The 17039-nt window shown below is 71.6% G+C and carries 10 protein-coding genes and 1 tRNA gene; 1 reads left to right on the top strand and 10 read right to left on the bottom strand.

The window, feature by feature from the left end; all coding sequences use genetic code 11:
* Positions 1-176 precede the first annotated feature (176 nt).
* Positions 177-1058 (top strand): AraC family transcriptional regulator, encoded by an 882-nt coding sequence (locus tag BJ965_RS17150; protein WP_184909473.1) that lies wholly within the window; start codon positions 177-179, stop codon positions 1056-1058.
* 55 nt (positions 1059-1113) lie between these two features.
* On the opposite strand, the gene BJ965_RS17155 is transcribed toward BJ965_RS17150, so the two are convergent.
* From BJ965_RS17155 to BJ965_RS17200, 10 genes are all read right to left on the bottom strand, one after another.
* A tRNA-Thr gene (locus tag BJ965_RS17155) sits at positions 1114-1190 on the bottom strand.
* 107 nt (positions 1191-1297) lie between these two features.
* Positions 1298-2920: an alpha/beta hydrolase gene (locus BJ965_RS17160; protein ID WP_184909474.1), complete on the bottom strand. Its 1623-nt coding sequence runs from the start codon at positions 2918-2920 to the stop codon at positions 1298-1300.
* A 139-nt stretch (positions 2921-3059) separates the two neighbouring features.
* Complete coding sequence (locus BJ965_RS17165) at positions 3060-4265, bottom strand: DNA polymerase III subunit delta' (protein ID WP_184909475.1); 1206 nt, start codon at positions 4263-4265, stop codon at positions 3060-3062.
* Positions 4266-4412: 147 nt separating this feature from the next.
* Positions 4413-7739, bottom strand: coding sequence for a dTMP kinase (gene tmk, locus BJ965_RS17170; RefSeq protein WP_184909476.1), 3327 nt, complete (start codon positions 7737-7739; stop codon positions 4413-4415).
* Positions 7740-7893: 154 nt separating this feature from the next.
* A complete protein-coding gene (gene topA, locus BJ965_RS17175) occupies positions 7894-10725 on the bottom strand; it encodes a type I DNA topoisomerase (RefSeq protein WP_184909477.1) in 2832 nt (943 codons plus the stop codon).
* A 246-nt stretch (positions 10726-10971) separates the two neighbouring features.
* Positions 10972-11169: a hypothetical protein gene (locus BJ965_RS17180; protein WP_184909478.1), complete on the bottom strand. Its 198-nt coding sequence runs from the start codon at positions 11167-11169 to the stop codon at positions 10972-10974.
* 222 nt (positions 11170-11391) lie between these two features.
* A complete protein-coding gene (locus BJ965_RS17185) occupies positions 11392-12930 on the bottom strand; it encodes a DUF7059 domain-containing protein (RefSeq protein ID WP_184909479.1) in 1539 nt (512 codons plus the stop codon).
* Positions 12931-13134: 204 nt separating this feature from the next.
* Positions 13135-13725, bottom strand: coding sequence for a small secreted protein (locus BJ965_RS17190; protein WP_184909480.1), 591 nt, complete (start codon positions 13723-13725; stop codon positions 13135-13137).
* A gap of 193 nt (positions 13726-13918) precedes the next feature.
* Positions 13919-16324 carry a sodium-translocating pyrophosphatase gene (locus BJ965_RS17195; RefSeq protein WP_184909481.1) on the bottom strand — a complete coding sequence of 802 codons (2406 nt, stop codon included), beginning with the start codon at positions 16322-16324 and terminating at the stop codon, positions 13919-13921.
* Positions 16325-16597: 273 nt separating this feature from the next.
* Positions 16598-17035 carry an ATP-binding protein gene (locus BJ965_RS17200; RefSeq protein ID WP_184909482.1) on the bottom strand — a complete coding sequence of 146 codons (438 nt, stop codon included), beginning with the start codon at positions 17033-17035 and terminating at the stop codon, positions 16598-16600.
* Between the last annotated feature and the right edge of the window lie 4 nt (positions 17036-17039).

Consider the following 17039-nt stretch of genomic DNA (forward strand, 5'->3'; position numbering starts at 1 on the left):
GGGTTGACGGGCGATGCTAGCCGTTCACGGCGGGGACGCCTCGCGTACGCCTGCCGGACTGCGGTTCCCCTACGCCGTTCAGCGCAGGCGGCACCCGACCGGAGCGGGCACAGGATGTCGGGTGCGGCAGGGCACGCGCTGCCTAGCGTGAAGGCACGAAAGGAAGGAGACCGGACGTGCTGGACCGGCTCAACCAGGCGATGGACCGGATCGAACGGAACCTCGCCCACACCGTGGACGTCGCGGAACTGGCGCGTACGGCATGCACCTCGGAGTACCACCTGCGCCGCATGTTCTCGGCCCTGTCAGGCATGCCACTGTCGGAGTACATCCGACGCCGGCGGCTGACGGTCGCGGGCGCGGAGGTGCTGTCGGGGGACGCGACGCTGCTGGAGATCGCGGTCCGCTACGGCTACGGCTCGGGCGAGGCGTTCGCCCGGGCGTTCCGCACGATGCACGGCGTGGGCCCGGGCGAGGCCCGGCGCACCGGCGCCGCGCTCGTCTCCCAGCCCCGGTTGGCCTTCCGCCTCACCGTCGAAGGGAACAGCAGCATGCACTACCGCGTCGTGGACCGCCCGGCCTTCACCGTCACGGGCTTCAAGACCCGGATCCCCCTGATCCACTCCGGGCCGAACCAGGCGATCATCGACTTCGTCCGGGGCCTGGACAAGTCCGCCGTGGAGGCCCTGGAGAAACTGTCCGACCAGGAACCGCAGGGCGTCGTCGCGGTCTGCGACGACCTGGACCCGAGCCGGGCGGAGGGCACGGAACTCGACTACTACCAGGCCGTGATCACCTCGTCCCCGCCCCCGGCGGGGGTCCCCGAGGGCACCACCGCCCTCCCGGTCTCCCTGGGCACCTGGGCGGTCTTCACCACCTCGGGCCCGGCCCCCGAGGCCATCCAGGAGCTGTGGCGGGACGTGTTCACGGAGTGGTTCCCGTCCAACCCGTACCGCACCCGCCCGGGCCCGGAGATCCTCCGCACCCGCCTGTCCCCCGACGGCACGGAGGCGGACGCCGAGCTGTGGCTGCCGGTGGAACGCGAAGCGACCCACTGACACCCGGCCACACGCAAGAACCCCAGGTCGGAGTCCATCCGACCTGGGGTTTCAGTGGAGCCGCCTTCGGGATTCGAACCCGAGACCTACGCATTACGAGTGCGTTGCTCTGGCCATCTGAGCTAAGGCGGCGCGCTGTCAGCACTATGGTGCGATCAGCAACGACGGTAAGTCTACACAGTTTCGGAGGGTGCTCCGCACCAGCCCCGGAGGCGGGCCTTCCGGGGCTGGGAGAAGGGCTATGAGCAGCGCTTTCCGTCCGTGGGCGGGGTCCCGCGGAGGAGGTAGGCGTTGATCGTCCGGTCGATGCACGAGCTGCCGCGGCCGTAGGCGGTGTGGCCGTCGCCCTCGTAGGTCAGCAGGCGCGCCGAGGAGAGCTGGCCGGCCAGGGCCTTCGCCCAGCGGTACGGCGTCGCGGGGTCGCGGGTCGTGCCGACCACGACGATGGGCGCGGCGCCCTTCGCCTCGATGCGGTGCGGCTCACCCGTGGCGTGCACCGGCCAGTACGCGCAGTTCAGCGCGGCCCACGCGAGGCCCTTGCCGAAGACCGGCGACGCCTTCTCGAACTCGGGCAGCGCCCTGCTCACCTCCTCGGGGGTGTCGAAGGAGGCCGGCAGGTCCAGGCAGTTCACCGCCGCGTTGGCGGACATCAGGTTGCTGTAGGCGCCGTCGGCGTCCCGCTCGTAGTAGCTGTCGGACAGGACGAGCAGTCCGGAGCCGTCGTTCTCCTTCATCGCGGACGTCAGCGCCTCGCGCAGCTGCTCCCAGGAGCCCTCGTCGTACATGGCCGCGATCACGCCGGTCGTGGCGAGCGACTCGGTGAGCCTGCGGCCGTCGGCGTCGCCGGTGGGGACGGGCCGCGTGTCCAGCTTCGCGAAGAACGCCTTGAGGTTCTCGCCGACCCGCTCGGGCGGGGTGCCCTTGCCGCCCAGCGGGCAGTCGGGCTGCCGTGCGCAGTCCTTCGCGAACGACCGGAACGCCGTCTCGAAGCCCGCCGTCTGTTCGAGGTTCAGCCGCCGGGCCGGCAGCGACGGGTCCATCGCGCCGTCCAGCACCAGCCGCCCCGCGCGGTCGGGGAAGAGCCCGGCGTACGTCGCCCCGAGGAACGTGCCGTACGAGGCCCCGACGTAGTTCAGCTTCTCGTCGCCGAGCACCGCCCGCACGATGTCCATGTCCCGTGCCGCCTCCACGGTGGACACATGGCGCAGCAGCCGGGGCGCGTCCGCGCCGCACCCCTCGGCGAACGTCCGGTACGCGGCGACCAGCCCGTCCGTCTCCTTGCCGTCGTCGGGTGTGGCGTCCGTCTGCGTGTACGTGTCCATGTCCGGCCCGTCCAGACACCTGACGGGCTCGCTGCGGGCCACGCCGCGCGGGTCGACCGCCACCATGTCGTAGCGGGCCCGCACCTCGGCCGGGTAGCCGATGCCCGCGTACGCCTGCACGTAGCCGATCGCCGAGCCGCCCGGCCCGCCGGGGTTCACCAGCAGCGAGCCCAGCCGCTTGCCGGGGCCCGTGGCCTTCTTGCGCGTGAGGGCGAGCCGGACGTCACCGGCGGACGGCTCCGCGTAGTCGAGCGGCGCCTTGAGGGTGGCGCACTCGAAGCCGGGGACACCGCAGCCGCGCCAGGCCGGCTTCTGCCGGTAGTACGAGGAGAGCGCCGCGGGCGTGGCCTGCGGCAGCTCGACCAGCGCCGCCTCCGCCGCCGCGGAGGCGGCGGACGTCGTCGCGCTCCCGGAGGAGCAGGCGGAGACGAGCAGCGCGGCCGTGGCGAGCAGTCCGGCGGCGGTCTTGACCCGGTTTCGTGTCCTGCGGTGGAGACCGCCGGAGCCGGAGACGGAACGGGGGGTACGCCGTGAGTACATCCAGCGAGCGTAACTCTGGGCGACGGAATGGGTGCCCTGCGTGCACGCCGTGCCTCGTACGAGTTACGTCGTCAACGCGCAGCCGCCAGAGCCGGCGCCCCGCCCCGCCCCGGAGCCGCCGGGCCCGGCCGCTCGGTTTTCAGCCCGCTCTGAGCGCCATCGTCATCGCCTCCACCGCGAGCAGCGGCGCCACATTGCGGTCGAGGGCGTCGCGGCAGGCGGCGATCGCCTCGATGCGGCGGAGCGTGGACTCCGGGGAGCTGCCGCGGGCGAGGCGCTCCAGGGCGTCCTCGGCGTCCGCGTTGGCGATGGCCACGCGCGAGCCGAGCTGGAGGGCGAGGACGTCGCGGTAGAAGGCCGTGAGGTCGGTCAGGGCGATATCGAGGCTGTCACGCTGCGTGCGCGTTCTGCGGCGCTTCTGTTTGTCCTCCAGGTCCTTCATCACGCCCGCGGTGCCCCGGGGCATGCGGCCGCCCTGGGCGGCGCCGAGAGCGGCCTTCAGCTCCTCGGTCTCCTTGGAGTCCGTCTCCTCCGCGAGCTGCTTGGCGTCCTCGGCGGCCGCGTCGACCAGTTCCTGGGCGGCCTTGAGCGCGCCGCCGATCTCCTCGACGCGCAGCGGCAGCCTGAGCACGGCGGCTCGGCGTGCGCGGGCGGCCGGGTCGGTGGCCAGGCGGCGTGCCCGGTCCACATGGCCCTGGGTCGCGCGGGCCGCAGCGGCGGCGACGTCCGGCTCGATGCCCTCGCGGCGGACGAGCATGTCGGCGATGGCGTCGACCCTCGGCGTGCTCAGGTTCAGGTGGCGGCAACGGGATCGGATCGTCGGCAGGACGTCCTCGATGGAGGGGGCGCACAGCAGCCAGACCGTGCGGGGCGCGGGCTCCTCCACGGCCTTGAGGACGGCGTTGGCGGACTTCTCGTTCAGCCGCTCCGCGTCCTCGACGAGGATGATCTGCCACCGGCCGGTCGCCGGCGAGGTGAACGACTTGCGGACGGTGTCGCGCATGTCGTCGGCGAGGATCTGGCTGCCGACGGCGGCGACGGTGCTGACGTCCGCGTGCGTGCCGATCAGTGCCGTGTGGCAGCCGTCGCAGAAGCCGCAGCCCGGGGAGCCGCCGAGGGCGCGGTCGGGGCTGACGCATTGCAGCGCCGCCGCGAACGCCCGGGCCGCCTGGTTGCGCCCGGCGCCGGGCGGGCCCGTGAACAGCCACGCGTGCGTCATCTTCGACGCCTCGGGAGGCGGGGCGCCGGTCACGGCCGCGGTGACCAGGGCGTCGGCGTCCCGGGCGGCAGCGGCCAGCTGCTCGCTCACCCTCTCCTGCCCGACGAGGTCGTCCCACACGGTCATGGGTCACGCCGCCCTTCCGTCACGTTCCGCGTTGCGAGATCCATTGTGGGGGCGACCACTGACATCGCCTGCCACCCCACCCGGCCCCGCGGTCCGCGGGAGCCCCGAGCCGGGGCCAGGGGCTCCCGCGCCGGTCCGCCGGAGGCGTCAGCGCCCCCGGCCGCCCCTGCCGCGGCGTCCGCGTCCCTCGTCCGGCTCCTCGTCGTGCGGTCCGAGCAGTTCGTCCGCCAGCGAGGGCAGGTCGTCCAGCGGCGTCTCCTCGGCCCAGTCGGACCGGCGTCGGCGCGGCGTCCCGTCGGCGTCGACCTGGGGCATCTCCCGCGTACGGTCCTCGGTGCCGTCGGGGCGGGGGGCCGGGGCGTCCTTGCGGAAGTACCCGGGCGGGACCCGGTCCGCCGGTTCGTCCCCGCGCACCGGCGGGAGCACGGCGGTCTCCTCGGCGTCCTCCGGCCGGACCGGAGGCAGCACCGCCGTCTCGTCGGCCGCACCGGAGGCATCCCGGTCGGGCACCCGCGGCAGCACCTCGGTCTCGTCCCCGGCGCGTGGCGAAACCGGCGGCGGCACCTCCGTCCGCTCCCCGGCCACCGGCGGAACCGGCGGCTTGGGCAGCTCGGCGGTCACCTCGGCGTCCGAACCGGCGGAAGCCCGGCCCGGGCCCTGCTCGTCGTCCCGCACGGGGCGCAGCACGGTCGTGTCGTCCCCCGCACCTCCCGGTGTCACCACCGGCGTCGGCACGGTCGCCGCGTCCTGACCGGCCGCGGAACCCGCGGCACCCCTGGTAGCGGTGCTCTTCGGAGCGGTGCTCTTCGGAGCGGTGCTCTTCGGAGCGGTGCTCTTCGGAGCGGTGCTCTTCGGCCCGGCCTCGGCCGCGGCCGCTGCCGCCTCGGCGAGCCGCCGCGCCTCCTCGGCCCGCAGCAGTGCCGCTTCGGCCTTGCGCTGCTTCTCCAAGCGGAGCGCCTCGGCCTCGGCACGCAGTCGCGCCTCCTCCTCGGCCTGCTTGCGACGGCGCTCCTCCTCGGCCTTGCGGCGGGCCTCCTCCTCGGCGCGTGCCTTCTCCTCCGCGAGGAGCCGGGCCCGCTCCTCCTCGGCCTTCCTGCGCGCTTCCTCGGCCCGGCGGCGGGCCTCCTCCGCCTGCCGTTCGGCCTCGCGGCGCTGCGCCTCCTCCAGCTCGCGGCGCTTGCGCTCCTCCTCCTCGGCGCGCAGCTTGGCGAGCTGCTCCTGGCGCTCACGCTCCAGGCGCTCCTCCTCGGCCTTGCGGGCGGCCTCTTCCTCGGCCTTGCGGCGGGCTTCCTCCTCGGCCTTCTTCCGCGCCTCCTCCTGTGCCTTGATCTCGGCCTCGGACAGCGGCAGCACCTGGTCGAGCCGGTGCCGGATGACCGTCGTGACCGCCTCGGGCTCCTGGCCCGCGTCCACCACCAGGTACCGTCCGGCGTCGGCGGCGGCCAGGGTGAGGAATCCGGCCCGCACGCGTGCGTGGAACTCGGCGGGCTCCGACTCCAGCCGGTCCGGCGCCTCGGTGAACCGCTCGCGCGCGGTCTCCGGCGCTACGTCCAGCAGCACGGTCAGATGCGGCACGAGTCCGTTCGTCGCCCAGCGGTTGATCCGGGCGATCTCGGTCGGCGACAGGTCGCGCCCGGCGCCCTGGTAGGCGACGGACGAGTCGATGTACCGGTCGGAGATGACGACGGCGCCGCGCTCCAGGGCGGGTCGTACGACGGTGTCGATGTGCTCGGCCCGGTCGGCCGCGTACAGCAGCGCCTCCGCGCGGTGGGACAGGCCCGCGCTCGACACGTCCAGCAGGATCGACCGCAGCCGCTTGCCCACCGGCGTCGCCCCGGGCTCCCGCGTCAGGACGACCTCGTGGCCCTTGGCGCGGATCCACTCGGCGAGCGCCTCGGCCTGCGTGGACTTGCCGGCGCCGTCGCCGCCCTCCAGCGCGATGAAGAAGCCGGAGGCCGCGGCGCCCTGGTCCGGGTCGTCGCCGCCGAGCAGCGCGTCCTTCAGGTCCTGGCGCAGCGGCACACCGGAACGGTCGTCGACCTTGGCCAGCACCAGCGCGGCGACCGGCAGCAGCAGGGCGCCGGCCAGCATCAGCGTGAAGGCCGCGCCGCCGTGCGCGAAGACGAACTTGCCGCTCTCCAGCCGGTGCGGCCCGATCGCCGCCGCCACCAGCGGGGCGATGATCGCGCCGAGCGCCACGCAGACCCGGACGACCGCGTGCAGGTGCTCCGTGGTGCGGGGGCGCCGGTACTCCTCGGCCTCCTGGTCGAGGAGGGTGTGCCCGATGTTGGCGGACAGGCCCGCGCCGACACCGGCCAGCGCGAGGATCAGCAGCACGGAGGTGACGTCCGGGACCAGCCCGGCGGCCAGCAGGGCGATACCGGTGAAGGCGATCGTCAGCGCGAGCAGCCGGCGCCGCGACAGGGCGGGCATCAGCGCGGGCGCCGTACGGATGCCGATGACGACACCGCCGGTCAGCGCGGCCACGAAGAGGCCGTAGAGCACCGGGCCGCCGCCCAGGTCCTTGGCGTGCAGCACGGCCACGGCGACGGCGGCCGACACCGCGGCGGCGACGGCCGCGCAGGACAGGACCAGCAGCGGCATCGCGCCGGTGCGGCCCTTGTCGGTGCCGGTGCCGGTCTTCGGGCGGCGCAGCCCTTCGAGCGGCGACCGCGCGCGCGGGGTGCGCGTGTCGGGCAGCTCCAGGAAGGTCAGCACGGACAGGGACGCGGCGAACAGCCCGGCGGCCACGTAGGAGGCGAGGGCCGCCTGGTGCTGGCCGAACCAGTCGATGCCGGCGCCCAGCAGGTTGTTGAACAGGCCCGCGACGACCAGCGCGACGGCCGCGAGGGGGATCGCCACGAAGTCGGTGCGTAGCGACAGGCGGCGCAGGGCGTCCATGTGGTCGGGCAGCGGCCGGACCGTCGCCCCCTCCGGCGGCGGGGCGGGGAGCAGCGCGGGCGCCGCGCTCTCACGGCACACCGTCCAGAACCGCTCGGCGACCCCGGCCACGAAGGCCGTGACGAGGAGGACGGCCAGTGCGTTCTCGGGCGTCCAGTCGATCCACAGGGGCGCGACGATGAGCAGCGCGGCGCGCAGCCCGTCGGCGCCCACCATGGTCCAGCGCCGGTCGAGCGGGCCGTCCTGCGAGGTGAGCGCGGTGAGCGGGCCCAGCAGAACGGCGCCGAACAGGAGCGTCGCGAGGATGCGCACCCCGAAAACGGTCGCCACTGCGAACGCCACGCCCCGGTAACCGCCCCCGAACGATCCTTCGGCGATGGCCGCCTGAAGGGCCAGGAGGACCAGGACGAGAAGGGCGAGGGTGTCCCCCACGCCGCCCACGAGCTGTGCGCTCCACAACCGCTTCAGCTGCGGTCGCCGCAGCAGGGCGCGGACGGCACGCTCGCGGGAGTCCGCGACCAGGGCGTCGTCGGGGGCGGGCTGAGGGGCCGTTGGGTGGTCGGCTCGCGTCATGCGTTCAGCCTATCGGGAGCCACCGACACCCTGGGGGGCGCGGTCTGGCATGCGCACGCCCCGACACCGAAGTGTTGCCGGGGCGTTCGCTTTCCGAACCCTGGGCGAAGATCCGGACGCGGCGGTCCGGGTTCCGAACAGGGCTCGAACGACCTCAGTCCTCCGTGGACTTGGCGGCGGTCGCCGTCTTGGCGGTCGTCTTCTTGGCGGTGGTGGTCTTCTTCGCCGTCGTCTTCTTCGCGGTCGTGGTCTTCTTCGCCGCGGTCTTCTTCGCCGTCGTCGCCTTCTTGGCCGGCGCCTTCTTGGCCGCCTTCTTCGCGGTCTTCTTCGCAGGCCCCTTGGCGCGCTTCTCGGCGAGCAGCTCGAAACCGCGCTCCGGGGTGATCTCCTCGACGCTGTCGCCGGAGCGCAGGGTCGCGTTGGTCTCCCCGTCGGTGACGTACGGGCCGAAGCGGCCGTCCTTGACCACGACCGGCTTCTCGCTGACCGGGTCGGTGCCCAGCTCCTTCAGCGGCGGCTTGGCCGCGGCCCGGCCACGCTGCTTGGGCTGGGCGTAGATCGCCAGCGCCTCTTCCAGCGTGATCGTGAAGAGCTGCTCCTCGGCCTGGAGCGAGCGCGAGTCCGTGCCCTTCTTCAGGTACGGGCCGTAGCGGCCGTTCTGCGCGGTGATCTCCTGGCCCTCGGCGTCGGCGCCGACGACACGCGGCAGTGACATCAGCTTGAGGGCCTCGTCGAGGGTCACCGTGTCGAGGGACATCGTCTTGAACAGGGACGCCGTGCGCGGCTTGACCGCGTTCTTGCCCGTCTTCGGGGTGCCCTCGGGGAGGACCTCCGTCACGTACGGGCCGTAGCGGCCGTCCTTGGCGACGATCGTGTGGCCGGTGGCCGGGTCCGTGCCCAGCTCGTAGTCGCCGCTCGGCTTGGCGAGCAGCTCCTCAGCGAGCTCGACGGTCAGCTCGTCGGGCGCCAGGTCGTCGGGGATGTCGGCGCGCTGGTGCTGCTCGGTGTCCTTCTCGCCGCGCTCGATGTACGGCCCGTAGCGGCCGACCCGCAGCACGATGTCGTTGGCCACCGGGAACGACGACACCTCGCGGGCGTCGATCGCGCCCAGGTCCGTCACCAGCTCCTTGAGGCCGCCGAGGTGGTCCCCGTCGCCGTTGCCGGCGTCGGCCGCGCCACCGTCGGCGGTGCCCTCGCCGAAGTAGAACCGCTTCAACCACGGCACGGACTGCGCCTCACCGCGGGCGATGCGGTCGAGGTCGTCCTCCATCTTGGCGGTGAAGTCGTAGTCGACGAGCCGCCCGAAGTGCTTCTCCAGGAGGTTGACCACGGCGAAGGACAGGAAGGACGGCACCAGGGCCGTGCCCTTCTTGAACACATAGCCGCGGTCGAGGATCGTGCCGATGATCGACGCGTACGTCGACGGGCGGCCGATCTCGCGCTCTTCCAGCTCCTTGACCAGGGAGGCCTCGGTGTAGCGGGCCGGGGGCTTGGTGGCGTGCCCGTCGACCGTGATCTCCTGCGCGCTGAGGGCGTCGCCCTCGGAGACCTGGGGGAGCCGGCGCTCGCGGTCGTCCAGCTCGGCGTTCGGGTCGTCGGCACCCTCGACGTAGGCCTTCAGGAAGCCGTGGAAGGTGATCGTCTTGCCGGACGCGCTGAACTCGACGTCGCGGCCGTCGGCCGCCGTGCCGCCGATCTTCACCGTGACGCTGTTGCCGGTCGCGTCCTTCATCTGGGAGGCGACGGTCCGCTTCCAGATCAGCTCGTAGAGCTTGAACTGGTCACCGGTCAGTCCGGTCTCGGCGGGAGTGCGGAAACGATCACCCGAGGGGCGGATCGCCTCGTGGGCCTCCTGCGCGTTCTTGACCTTCCCGGCGTACGTCCTCGGCTGCGGCGGCAGGTAGTCGGCGCCGTACAGCTGCGTGACCTGGGCGCGGGCGGCGGCGACCGCCGTGTCGCTCAGGGTCGTGGAGTCCGTACGCATGTAGGTGATGTAGCCGTTCTCGTACAGCTTCTGCGCGACCTGCATGGTGGCCTTCGCACCGAAGCCGAGCTTGCGGCTGGCCTCCTGCTGCAGCGTCGTCGTACGGAACGGGGCGTACGGCGAGCGGCGGTAGGGCTTGGACTCGACCGAGCGGACGGCGAACCGCGTCTGCTCCAGGGCGGCGGCCAGGGCGCGGGCGTTCGCCTCGTCGAGGTGGAGGGTGTTCGCGCTCTTCAGCTGTCCCAGGGAGTCGAAGTCGCGGCCCTGCGCGACGCGCCTGCCGTCGACGGTCTGCAGGCGCGCTACCAGCGACGACGGGTCCGACGAGTCTCCGGCGCGGCCGGTCGCGAAGGTCCCCGTCAGGTCCCAGTACTCAGCCGAACGAAAGGCGATGCGCTCGCGTTCCCGCTCCACGACGAGTCGTGTGGCGACGGACTGGACGCGGCCCGCGGACAGCCGCGGCATGACCTTCTTCCACAGGACCGGCGAGACCTCGTAGCCGTAGAGGCGGTCGAGGATGCGGCGGGTCTCCTGGGCGTCGACGAGTTTCTGGTTCAGCTCGCGCGGGTTGGCCACGGCGGCCTGGATCGCGGCCTTGGTGATCTCGTGGAAGACCATCCGCTTGACCGGGACCTTGGGCTTGAGCACCTCCTGGAGGTGCCAGGCGATGGCTTCGCCCTCGCGGTCCTCATCGGTGGCGAGGAAGAGTTCGTCGGACTCCTTCAGCAGGTCCTTGAGCTTCTTGACCTGCGCCTTCTTGTCGGCGTTGACCACATAGATGGGCGCGAAGTCGTGTTCGACGTCCACACCGAGGCGGCGGACCTCGCCGGTGTATTTCTCGGGCACCTCGGCGGCGCCGTTGGGAAGGTCGCGGATGTGCCCGACGCTCGCCTCGACGATGTAGCCGGGGCCGAGATAGCCCTTGATCGTCTTCGCCTTGGCAGGCGACTCGACGATGACGAGTCGGCGGCCGCCGTTCGCGGTCTCGCTGGTCGGGGACAACTTCGCTCTTCTCTCCGGTCGACGCTGGGGCCTCCCCGGAGTCGCTTACCGGGGCTGGGTACGTGGTGACGCTGCGGAGTGTGACGGTACATCCCGCCCCCGTGTCAAACGGGAAAAGCCCGCAACGGCCACTCGAACGGTAACCCGACTACCACCAATCCTGCCGCCCGGAGTACCGGGAGCAGGGCAGCCCCTGTGCGGAGGGCAACCCCCCGGTTACCGGCAGGTGCGTCGCCGGAGCGGGCCTCACAGGCGCGTGAAGCACCACGTTCCGAGCGCCAGCGCGAGCACCGAGACGACGCTCGCGAGGGTCGCCGATGCGACGGGCCTCACACCGACGGCGACGGGCCGCTGCCGGCACACGCACGTCACGGTCCACGCCAGTAGTCCGCCTCCGAACAGGGAGAACACCGCTCCCGCGAAGATCGCCGGTTCGCTCTCCATGGCCCGCCGTGCCCCTTTTCCCCTGTCCGCGCATCCCCAGCCACGGGAGGCTGACACGCCTGGGCGGCGGGCAGGCGAACCCGAGGTGAACGCCGGGGCGACTCGGCGGTGGATCAAGGGCGTCCGTTCCTCGTGACCCGTTTCGGACGAGGTGTTCAAATCGACTCGAATTTGTTGGCGAGTCTCCTCGACGACCCCCGGGATCGCCCCTCGGGAGCCCGTTCAGCGGACCGGCTCCAGGAAGCCCTGCTCGACCAGCAGCCGGATCTGGGCCGGTGTGCGGTCGCGCAGCATGACCGGGTCCTCGCCGATCAGCTGGGCGATGGCGTCGAGGATGCGGCCCGCGCTCATCGTGCCGTCGCAGACGCCCGCGAATCCCGCGCCGACGGTGTCCACCCGGGTCGCCCGGCGCATGCCGCGGTTCTGGCGCAGCACGACGTGCTCGGGATCCTCGGCGCCGGGCAGCCCGACCTGTTCCTGCACGATCTCGGCGGCGAGCCGGAAGTGTCCTTCGAGCAGGGCGGCGTCGTCGTGGTCGCGCAGGTGGTCGAGCCGGTCGAAGTGGGCCCGGATCGTGTCGCCGAGCGGCTGCTCGACCGGGTGCGGCCACTCCTCCACGGTGAGCGAGGGCACGGCGGCGCTCGTCCTGCGCAGGGTGATCCAGCCGAAGCCGACGGCCTTCACCTTGCGCGCCTCGAACTCGTCGAGCCATGCGTCGTACCGCGCCTGGTACTCCGCCGTGTCGCCCTGGTGGTCGCCCGCGTCACGCAGCCACAGCTCGGCGTACTGATTGACGTCCTGCACCTCGCGCTGCACGATCCACGCGTCGCAGCCCCGGGGCACCCATGACCTGAGCCTGTCCTGCCAGTCTTCCCCTTCCACGTGCTGCCAGTTGGCGAGGAACTGCGCGAACCCGCCCTCGTTCAGACGGTCCCCCGCCTGCTGAACGAGCGTGCGGCACAGATCGTCCCCGCCCATCCCGCCGTCGCGGTAGGTGAGCCGCGCGCCGGGGGAGATGACGAAGGGCGGGTTGGACACGATGAGGTCGTAGGTCTCGTCGCCCCGCACCGGTTCGAAGAGGGAGCCCTCGCGTCGCTCGACGGCCGAGGTGCCGGACAGTGCCAGCGTGAGGGCGGTGATGTGCAGGGCGCGCGGATTGAGGTCGGTGGCCACCACGCGCGTGGCGTGCTGTGCCGCGTGCAGGGCCTGGATGCCGGAGCCCGTGCCGAGGTCGAGCGCGGCGGCGACGGGCGTACGGACGGTGATGCCGGCGAGGGTCGTGGAGGCGCCGCCGACTCCGAGGACGACCCCTTCCTCACGCCGGCCGATCCCGCCGGCGCCGCCGACCGCGCAGCCGAGGTCCGACACGATGAACCAGTCCTCGCCGCCGGGCCCGCCGTAGGGCCGGACGTCCACCGTGGCGGCCAGTCCGTCCGCACCGGCCCGGGTCAGCCAGCCGTTCTCCAGACAGGCGTCCACGGGCAGTACCTCCGCCACGCGCGCGTGCGGCACGGGCTGCTGGAGCAGGAACAGCCGGACGAGCATCTCCAGCGGCGTGTCCCCGCGGGTCGCCCGGAGCGCGGGCACGGTCTCGCTCCGGGCCAGTGCCGCGTACGCGGGGGCGCCGAGCAGTTCGAGCAGTCCGTCGGCGGTGAAGGAGGCCGCGAGCAGAGCGTCCCGGAGCCGGGCGGCGACATCGGGACGGTCGGAGGCGGGCAGCGGGGGCAGGGGTGACTGGCTGGCGTTACTCACGCCCCCCATTGTGGCCGCCGGTGCGGGTGCCGCACCTGCCCGTGGGGGAGGGACGGCACGCATACCTGCCGTACGGCGGCACGTGCTCCCGCCGTACGGCATGTGCTCCCGCCGTACGGCAGGCGTTCGTGCCGTACGGCACATCAGACACCGGCGGTCACCTACGACTCGGCCGTCGGGGCCGCCGCACTGCGCTGCCCGCCGTCCGACCCGTCAGCTCTGCGTGGCCCCCGCCGACGCCGTGGCCGCCTTGCAGCTGGACTGCTGGGCCATCGCCTGGCCGACCTCGCCCTCCTCCAGGTTCCTGAGGGCGTTGTTGCCGCTCTGGCTCAGCTTGTCCAGCTCGGTGGCGATGTCCTTCAGGCCGTCGGCGAACTTGCCCTGGTCCTTGGTGTCCAGACCGTCGACCTGCTTCTTCAGGGAGGCGTACGAGGCGGAGATCGAGTTGAGCTCCTTGACCGCGTCCTGCTGCTTCTTCTCGCCGTTCTCGACGTCCGGCGCCCCGGCCTTGTTCACGGCGGTCCCGATCGCCTTGTAGGCGTCGGACATGTCCTGGAAGGCCTGTGCGTCGGTCTTCTGGACGTCCTCGGGCGTGCTGTTGTCGGAGGTCTCCTTCTGGATCGCCGCATTGGCCGACTCGATCTTCTTGGCCTGCGGCTGTACGGCGTCACAGACCTGCTTGGCCCAGGCGTCCAGCTTGTCGTTGCCGTCGTCGCCGCCGCAGCCCGACAGCGCCAGTACCAGTACCGCACCGCCGGACAGTGCGGCCGCGAGCTTCTTGTTCACCGGTTTGGTCCCTTCCATGGCTCTCGGCCCCGGAACATACACGCCAGATGCACGACAACCGCACGCCGAACGTCTATTAAGACCGTTTTGTAACCTTTTGCACCAAGCGAGAGAAGGCTCACGCGTGAGCGTGTACCCACACAGCGCGGGCGGGCGCCGCGTCAACGCGCGCCGCCCGCCCGCACCTTGGAACCGGTGCTCGGAAACCTCCCTACGAAACCACCGCCGGATCGGCCGACTTGGGCTCGGAACCGGCGTTGTCCTCGTCACCCATGGCGATTCCGCGCCGCTTTGACACGTACACCGCCCCGGCGATCACGAGGAACGCGAGGACGGCGACCAGAATCCGCACCCCGATGCTCTTGTCCGGGCCGTAGGAGAACTTGATCACCGCGGGCGCGATGAGCAGCGACACCAGGTTCATGACCTTCAGCAGCGGGTTGATCGCGGGACCCGCCGTGTCCTTGAAGGGGTCGCCGACCGTGTCTCCGATCACGGTCGCCGCGTGCGCCTCGCTGCCCTTGCCGCCGTGGTGGCCGTCCTCGACGAGCTTCTTGGCGTTGTCCCAGGCGCCACCGGAGTTGGCGAGGAACACCGCCATCAGTGTGCCCGCACCGATCGCACCCGCCAGGAACGCCCCGAGCGGGCCGACACCGAGCGTGAACCCGATGAAGATGGGCGCCATCACGGCCAGCAGACCGGGCGTGGTGAGCTCGCGCAGGGCGTCCTTGGTGCAGATGTCGACGACCTTGCCGTACTCCGGTTTCTCGCTGTAGTCCATGATCCCGGGTTTCTCACGGAACTGCCGCCGCACCTCGTAGACCACGGAACCCGCCGACCGCGACACGGCGTTGATCGCCAGCCCCGAGAAGAGGAAGACGACCGCCGCGCCGGCGATGAGACCCACGAGGTTGTTGGGCTGCGAGATGTCCATCATCAGACTCATCGGGGCGCCGTCCCCGCTGAGTTTCTCGCCCACGTCCCGCGCGCCGGTGAAGATCGCGTCGCGGTACGACCCGAACAGCGCCGCCGCCGCGAGCACGGCCGTGGCGATCGCGATGCCCTTGGTGATCGCCTTGGTGGTGTTGCCGACCGCGTCCAGGTTGGTGAGCACCTGCGCGCCCGCGCCCTCGACGTCGCCTGACATCTCCGCGATGCCCTGCGCGTTGTCGGAGACGGGCCCGAAGGTGTCCATCGCGACGATCACACCGACCGTGGTGAGCAGGCCGGTGCCGGCCAGCGCCACCGCGAACAGCGCCAGCATGATCGAGGTGCCGCCGAGCAGGAACGCCCCGTACACACCGAGACCGATCAACAAGGCGGTGTAGACGGCGGATTCGAGACCCACGGAGATACCGGCGAGGACGACGGTGGCCGGGCCGGTGAGCGAGCTCTTGCCGATGTCCCGCACAGGCCTGCGGGTGGTCTCGGTGAAGTAGCCGGTCAGCTGCTGGATGACGGCGGCGAGCAGGATGCCGATCGCCACGGCGACGAGCGCGAGGACCCTCGGGTCGCCGTCCTTGCCCAGGATCGCGGCGTCGGTGACCCCGTCGAGCTCGGAGTACTTGCCCGGCAGGTAGACGAAGACGGCCACCGCCACCAGCACCAGCGAAATCACCGCGGAGATGAAGAACCCTCGGTTGATGGCGCTCATGCCGCTGCGGTCGGCGCGCCGGGGCGCCACCGCGAAGATGCCGATCATGGCGGTGATCACCCCGATCGCCGGCACGAGCAGCGGGAAGCCGAGTCCGGCGTCACCGAAGGCCGCCGAGCCGAGGATCAGCGCGGCGACCAGGGTCACGGCGTACGACTCGAAGAGGTCGGCCGCCATACCCGCGCAGTCGCCGACGTTGTCGCCCACGTTGTCGGCGATGGTCGCGGCATTGCGCGGGTCGTCCTCCGGAATGCCCTGTTCGACCTTGCCGACCAGGTCGGCGCCGACGTCGGCGGCCTTGGTGAAGATGCCGCCGCCGACACGCATGAACATCGCGATCAGCGCGGCGCCGAGGCCGAAGCCCTCGAGCACCTTGGGCGCGTCGGCCGCGTACACCAGCACCACACAGGAGGCGCCGAGCAGGCCGAGGCCCACCGTGAACATGCCGACCACACCGCCCGTGCGGAAAGCGATCTTCATCGCCTTGTGCGAGACCGTGGTCAGATCCTTTTCCGGCTCGCCTCGAGCCGGAGTGGCTTCACGCGCCGCCGCGGCGACACGCACATTGCTGCGCACGGCGAGCCACATGCCGATATAGCCGGTGGCCGCCGAGAACGCCGCTCCGATCAGAAAGAACACCGACCGTCCGGCACGCTGACTCCAGTCGTCCGCGGGCAGCAGCATGAGCAGGAAGAACACGACCACGGCGAATACGCCGAGCGTGCGCAGCTGACGGGCCAGATAGGCGTTCGCGCCTTCCTGGACCGCTGCCGCGATCTCCTTCATGCTGTCGGTGCCCTCGCCGGCCGCGAGTACCTGGCGCACCAGGACCCCCGCGAGCACCAGGGCCGCCAGTGCGACGACCGCGATGACCACGATGAGGACACGGTTGCCATCGGTCAGTACGGCGGCTGCGAGGTCTGTGGGATGGCCCGACTGTGATGAGAGGGAAAGCCCCGCCATTCGTCCTCCTTGACGCTTGGGCTGAGCTCAAGATGTGGACGGGATTGTAGGTACCGGAACCTGATCAAAACAGAGCGCAATAAACGGAATTGGCATTCCGAAGTAATGCCCTTAAAGCATTCTGAGGCTGCCGGAGGGCGCGCGAATGATCGTGAACGAATTCACGCGATGAACGGCACAGGACCTACTGTAAAGGCGGGCACTGACACCCGCACATGACGAAGGGCCCCACGGGTGGGGCCCTTCGGAAGAACGGTGTGCGCGGTGGCGGGGTCAGACCAGGATCGTCGGCGGCGGCGTGGTCGGCCAGGTCATCTTGATCAGCCCGCCGTGCTCTCCCGCGCTGACCTCGACGTCATCGACGAGTCCACTGATGACCGCGAGGCCCATTTCGTCCTCGTCGGCCTCTCCGTCGGCGTCGCCGGGTCCGGCCCCGGAGGCGCGCTCGCCGGAGACCGCGTGCGGGGCCTCGTCGCCGACCTCGATGGAGAACTGCTTCTCCTCCTCGATCAGCAGCACCTTCACCGGTGCCGAGATCCCGACGGTCTGATGCAGTCCGACGGCTCGGGTGCACGCCTCACCGACGGCGAGCCGGACCTCGTCGAGGACGGCCTCGTCCACTCCGGCCCTGCGCGCCACCGCTGCCGCCACCAGCCGGGCGGTCCTGACGTGCTCGGGCAGCGCGCTGAAGCGGAGCTCAACGGTGGCCATGCAT

Source organism: Streptomyces luteogriseus (genome assembly GCF_014205055.1).
In the GTDB taxonomy this organism is placed as follows: domain Bacteria; phylum Actinomycetota; class Actinomycetes; order Streptomycetales; family Streptomycetaceae; genus Streptomyces; species Streptomyces luteogriseus.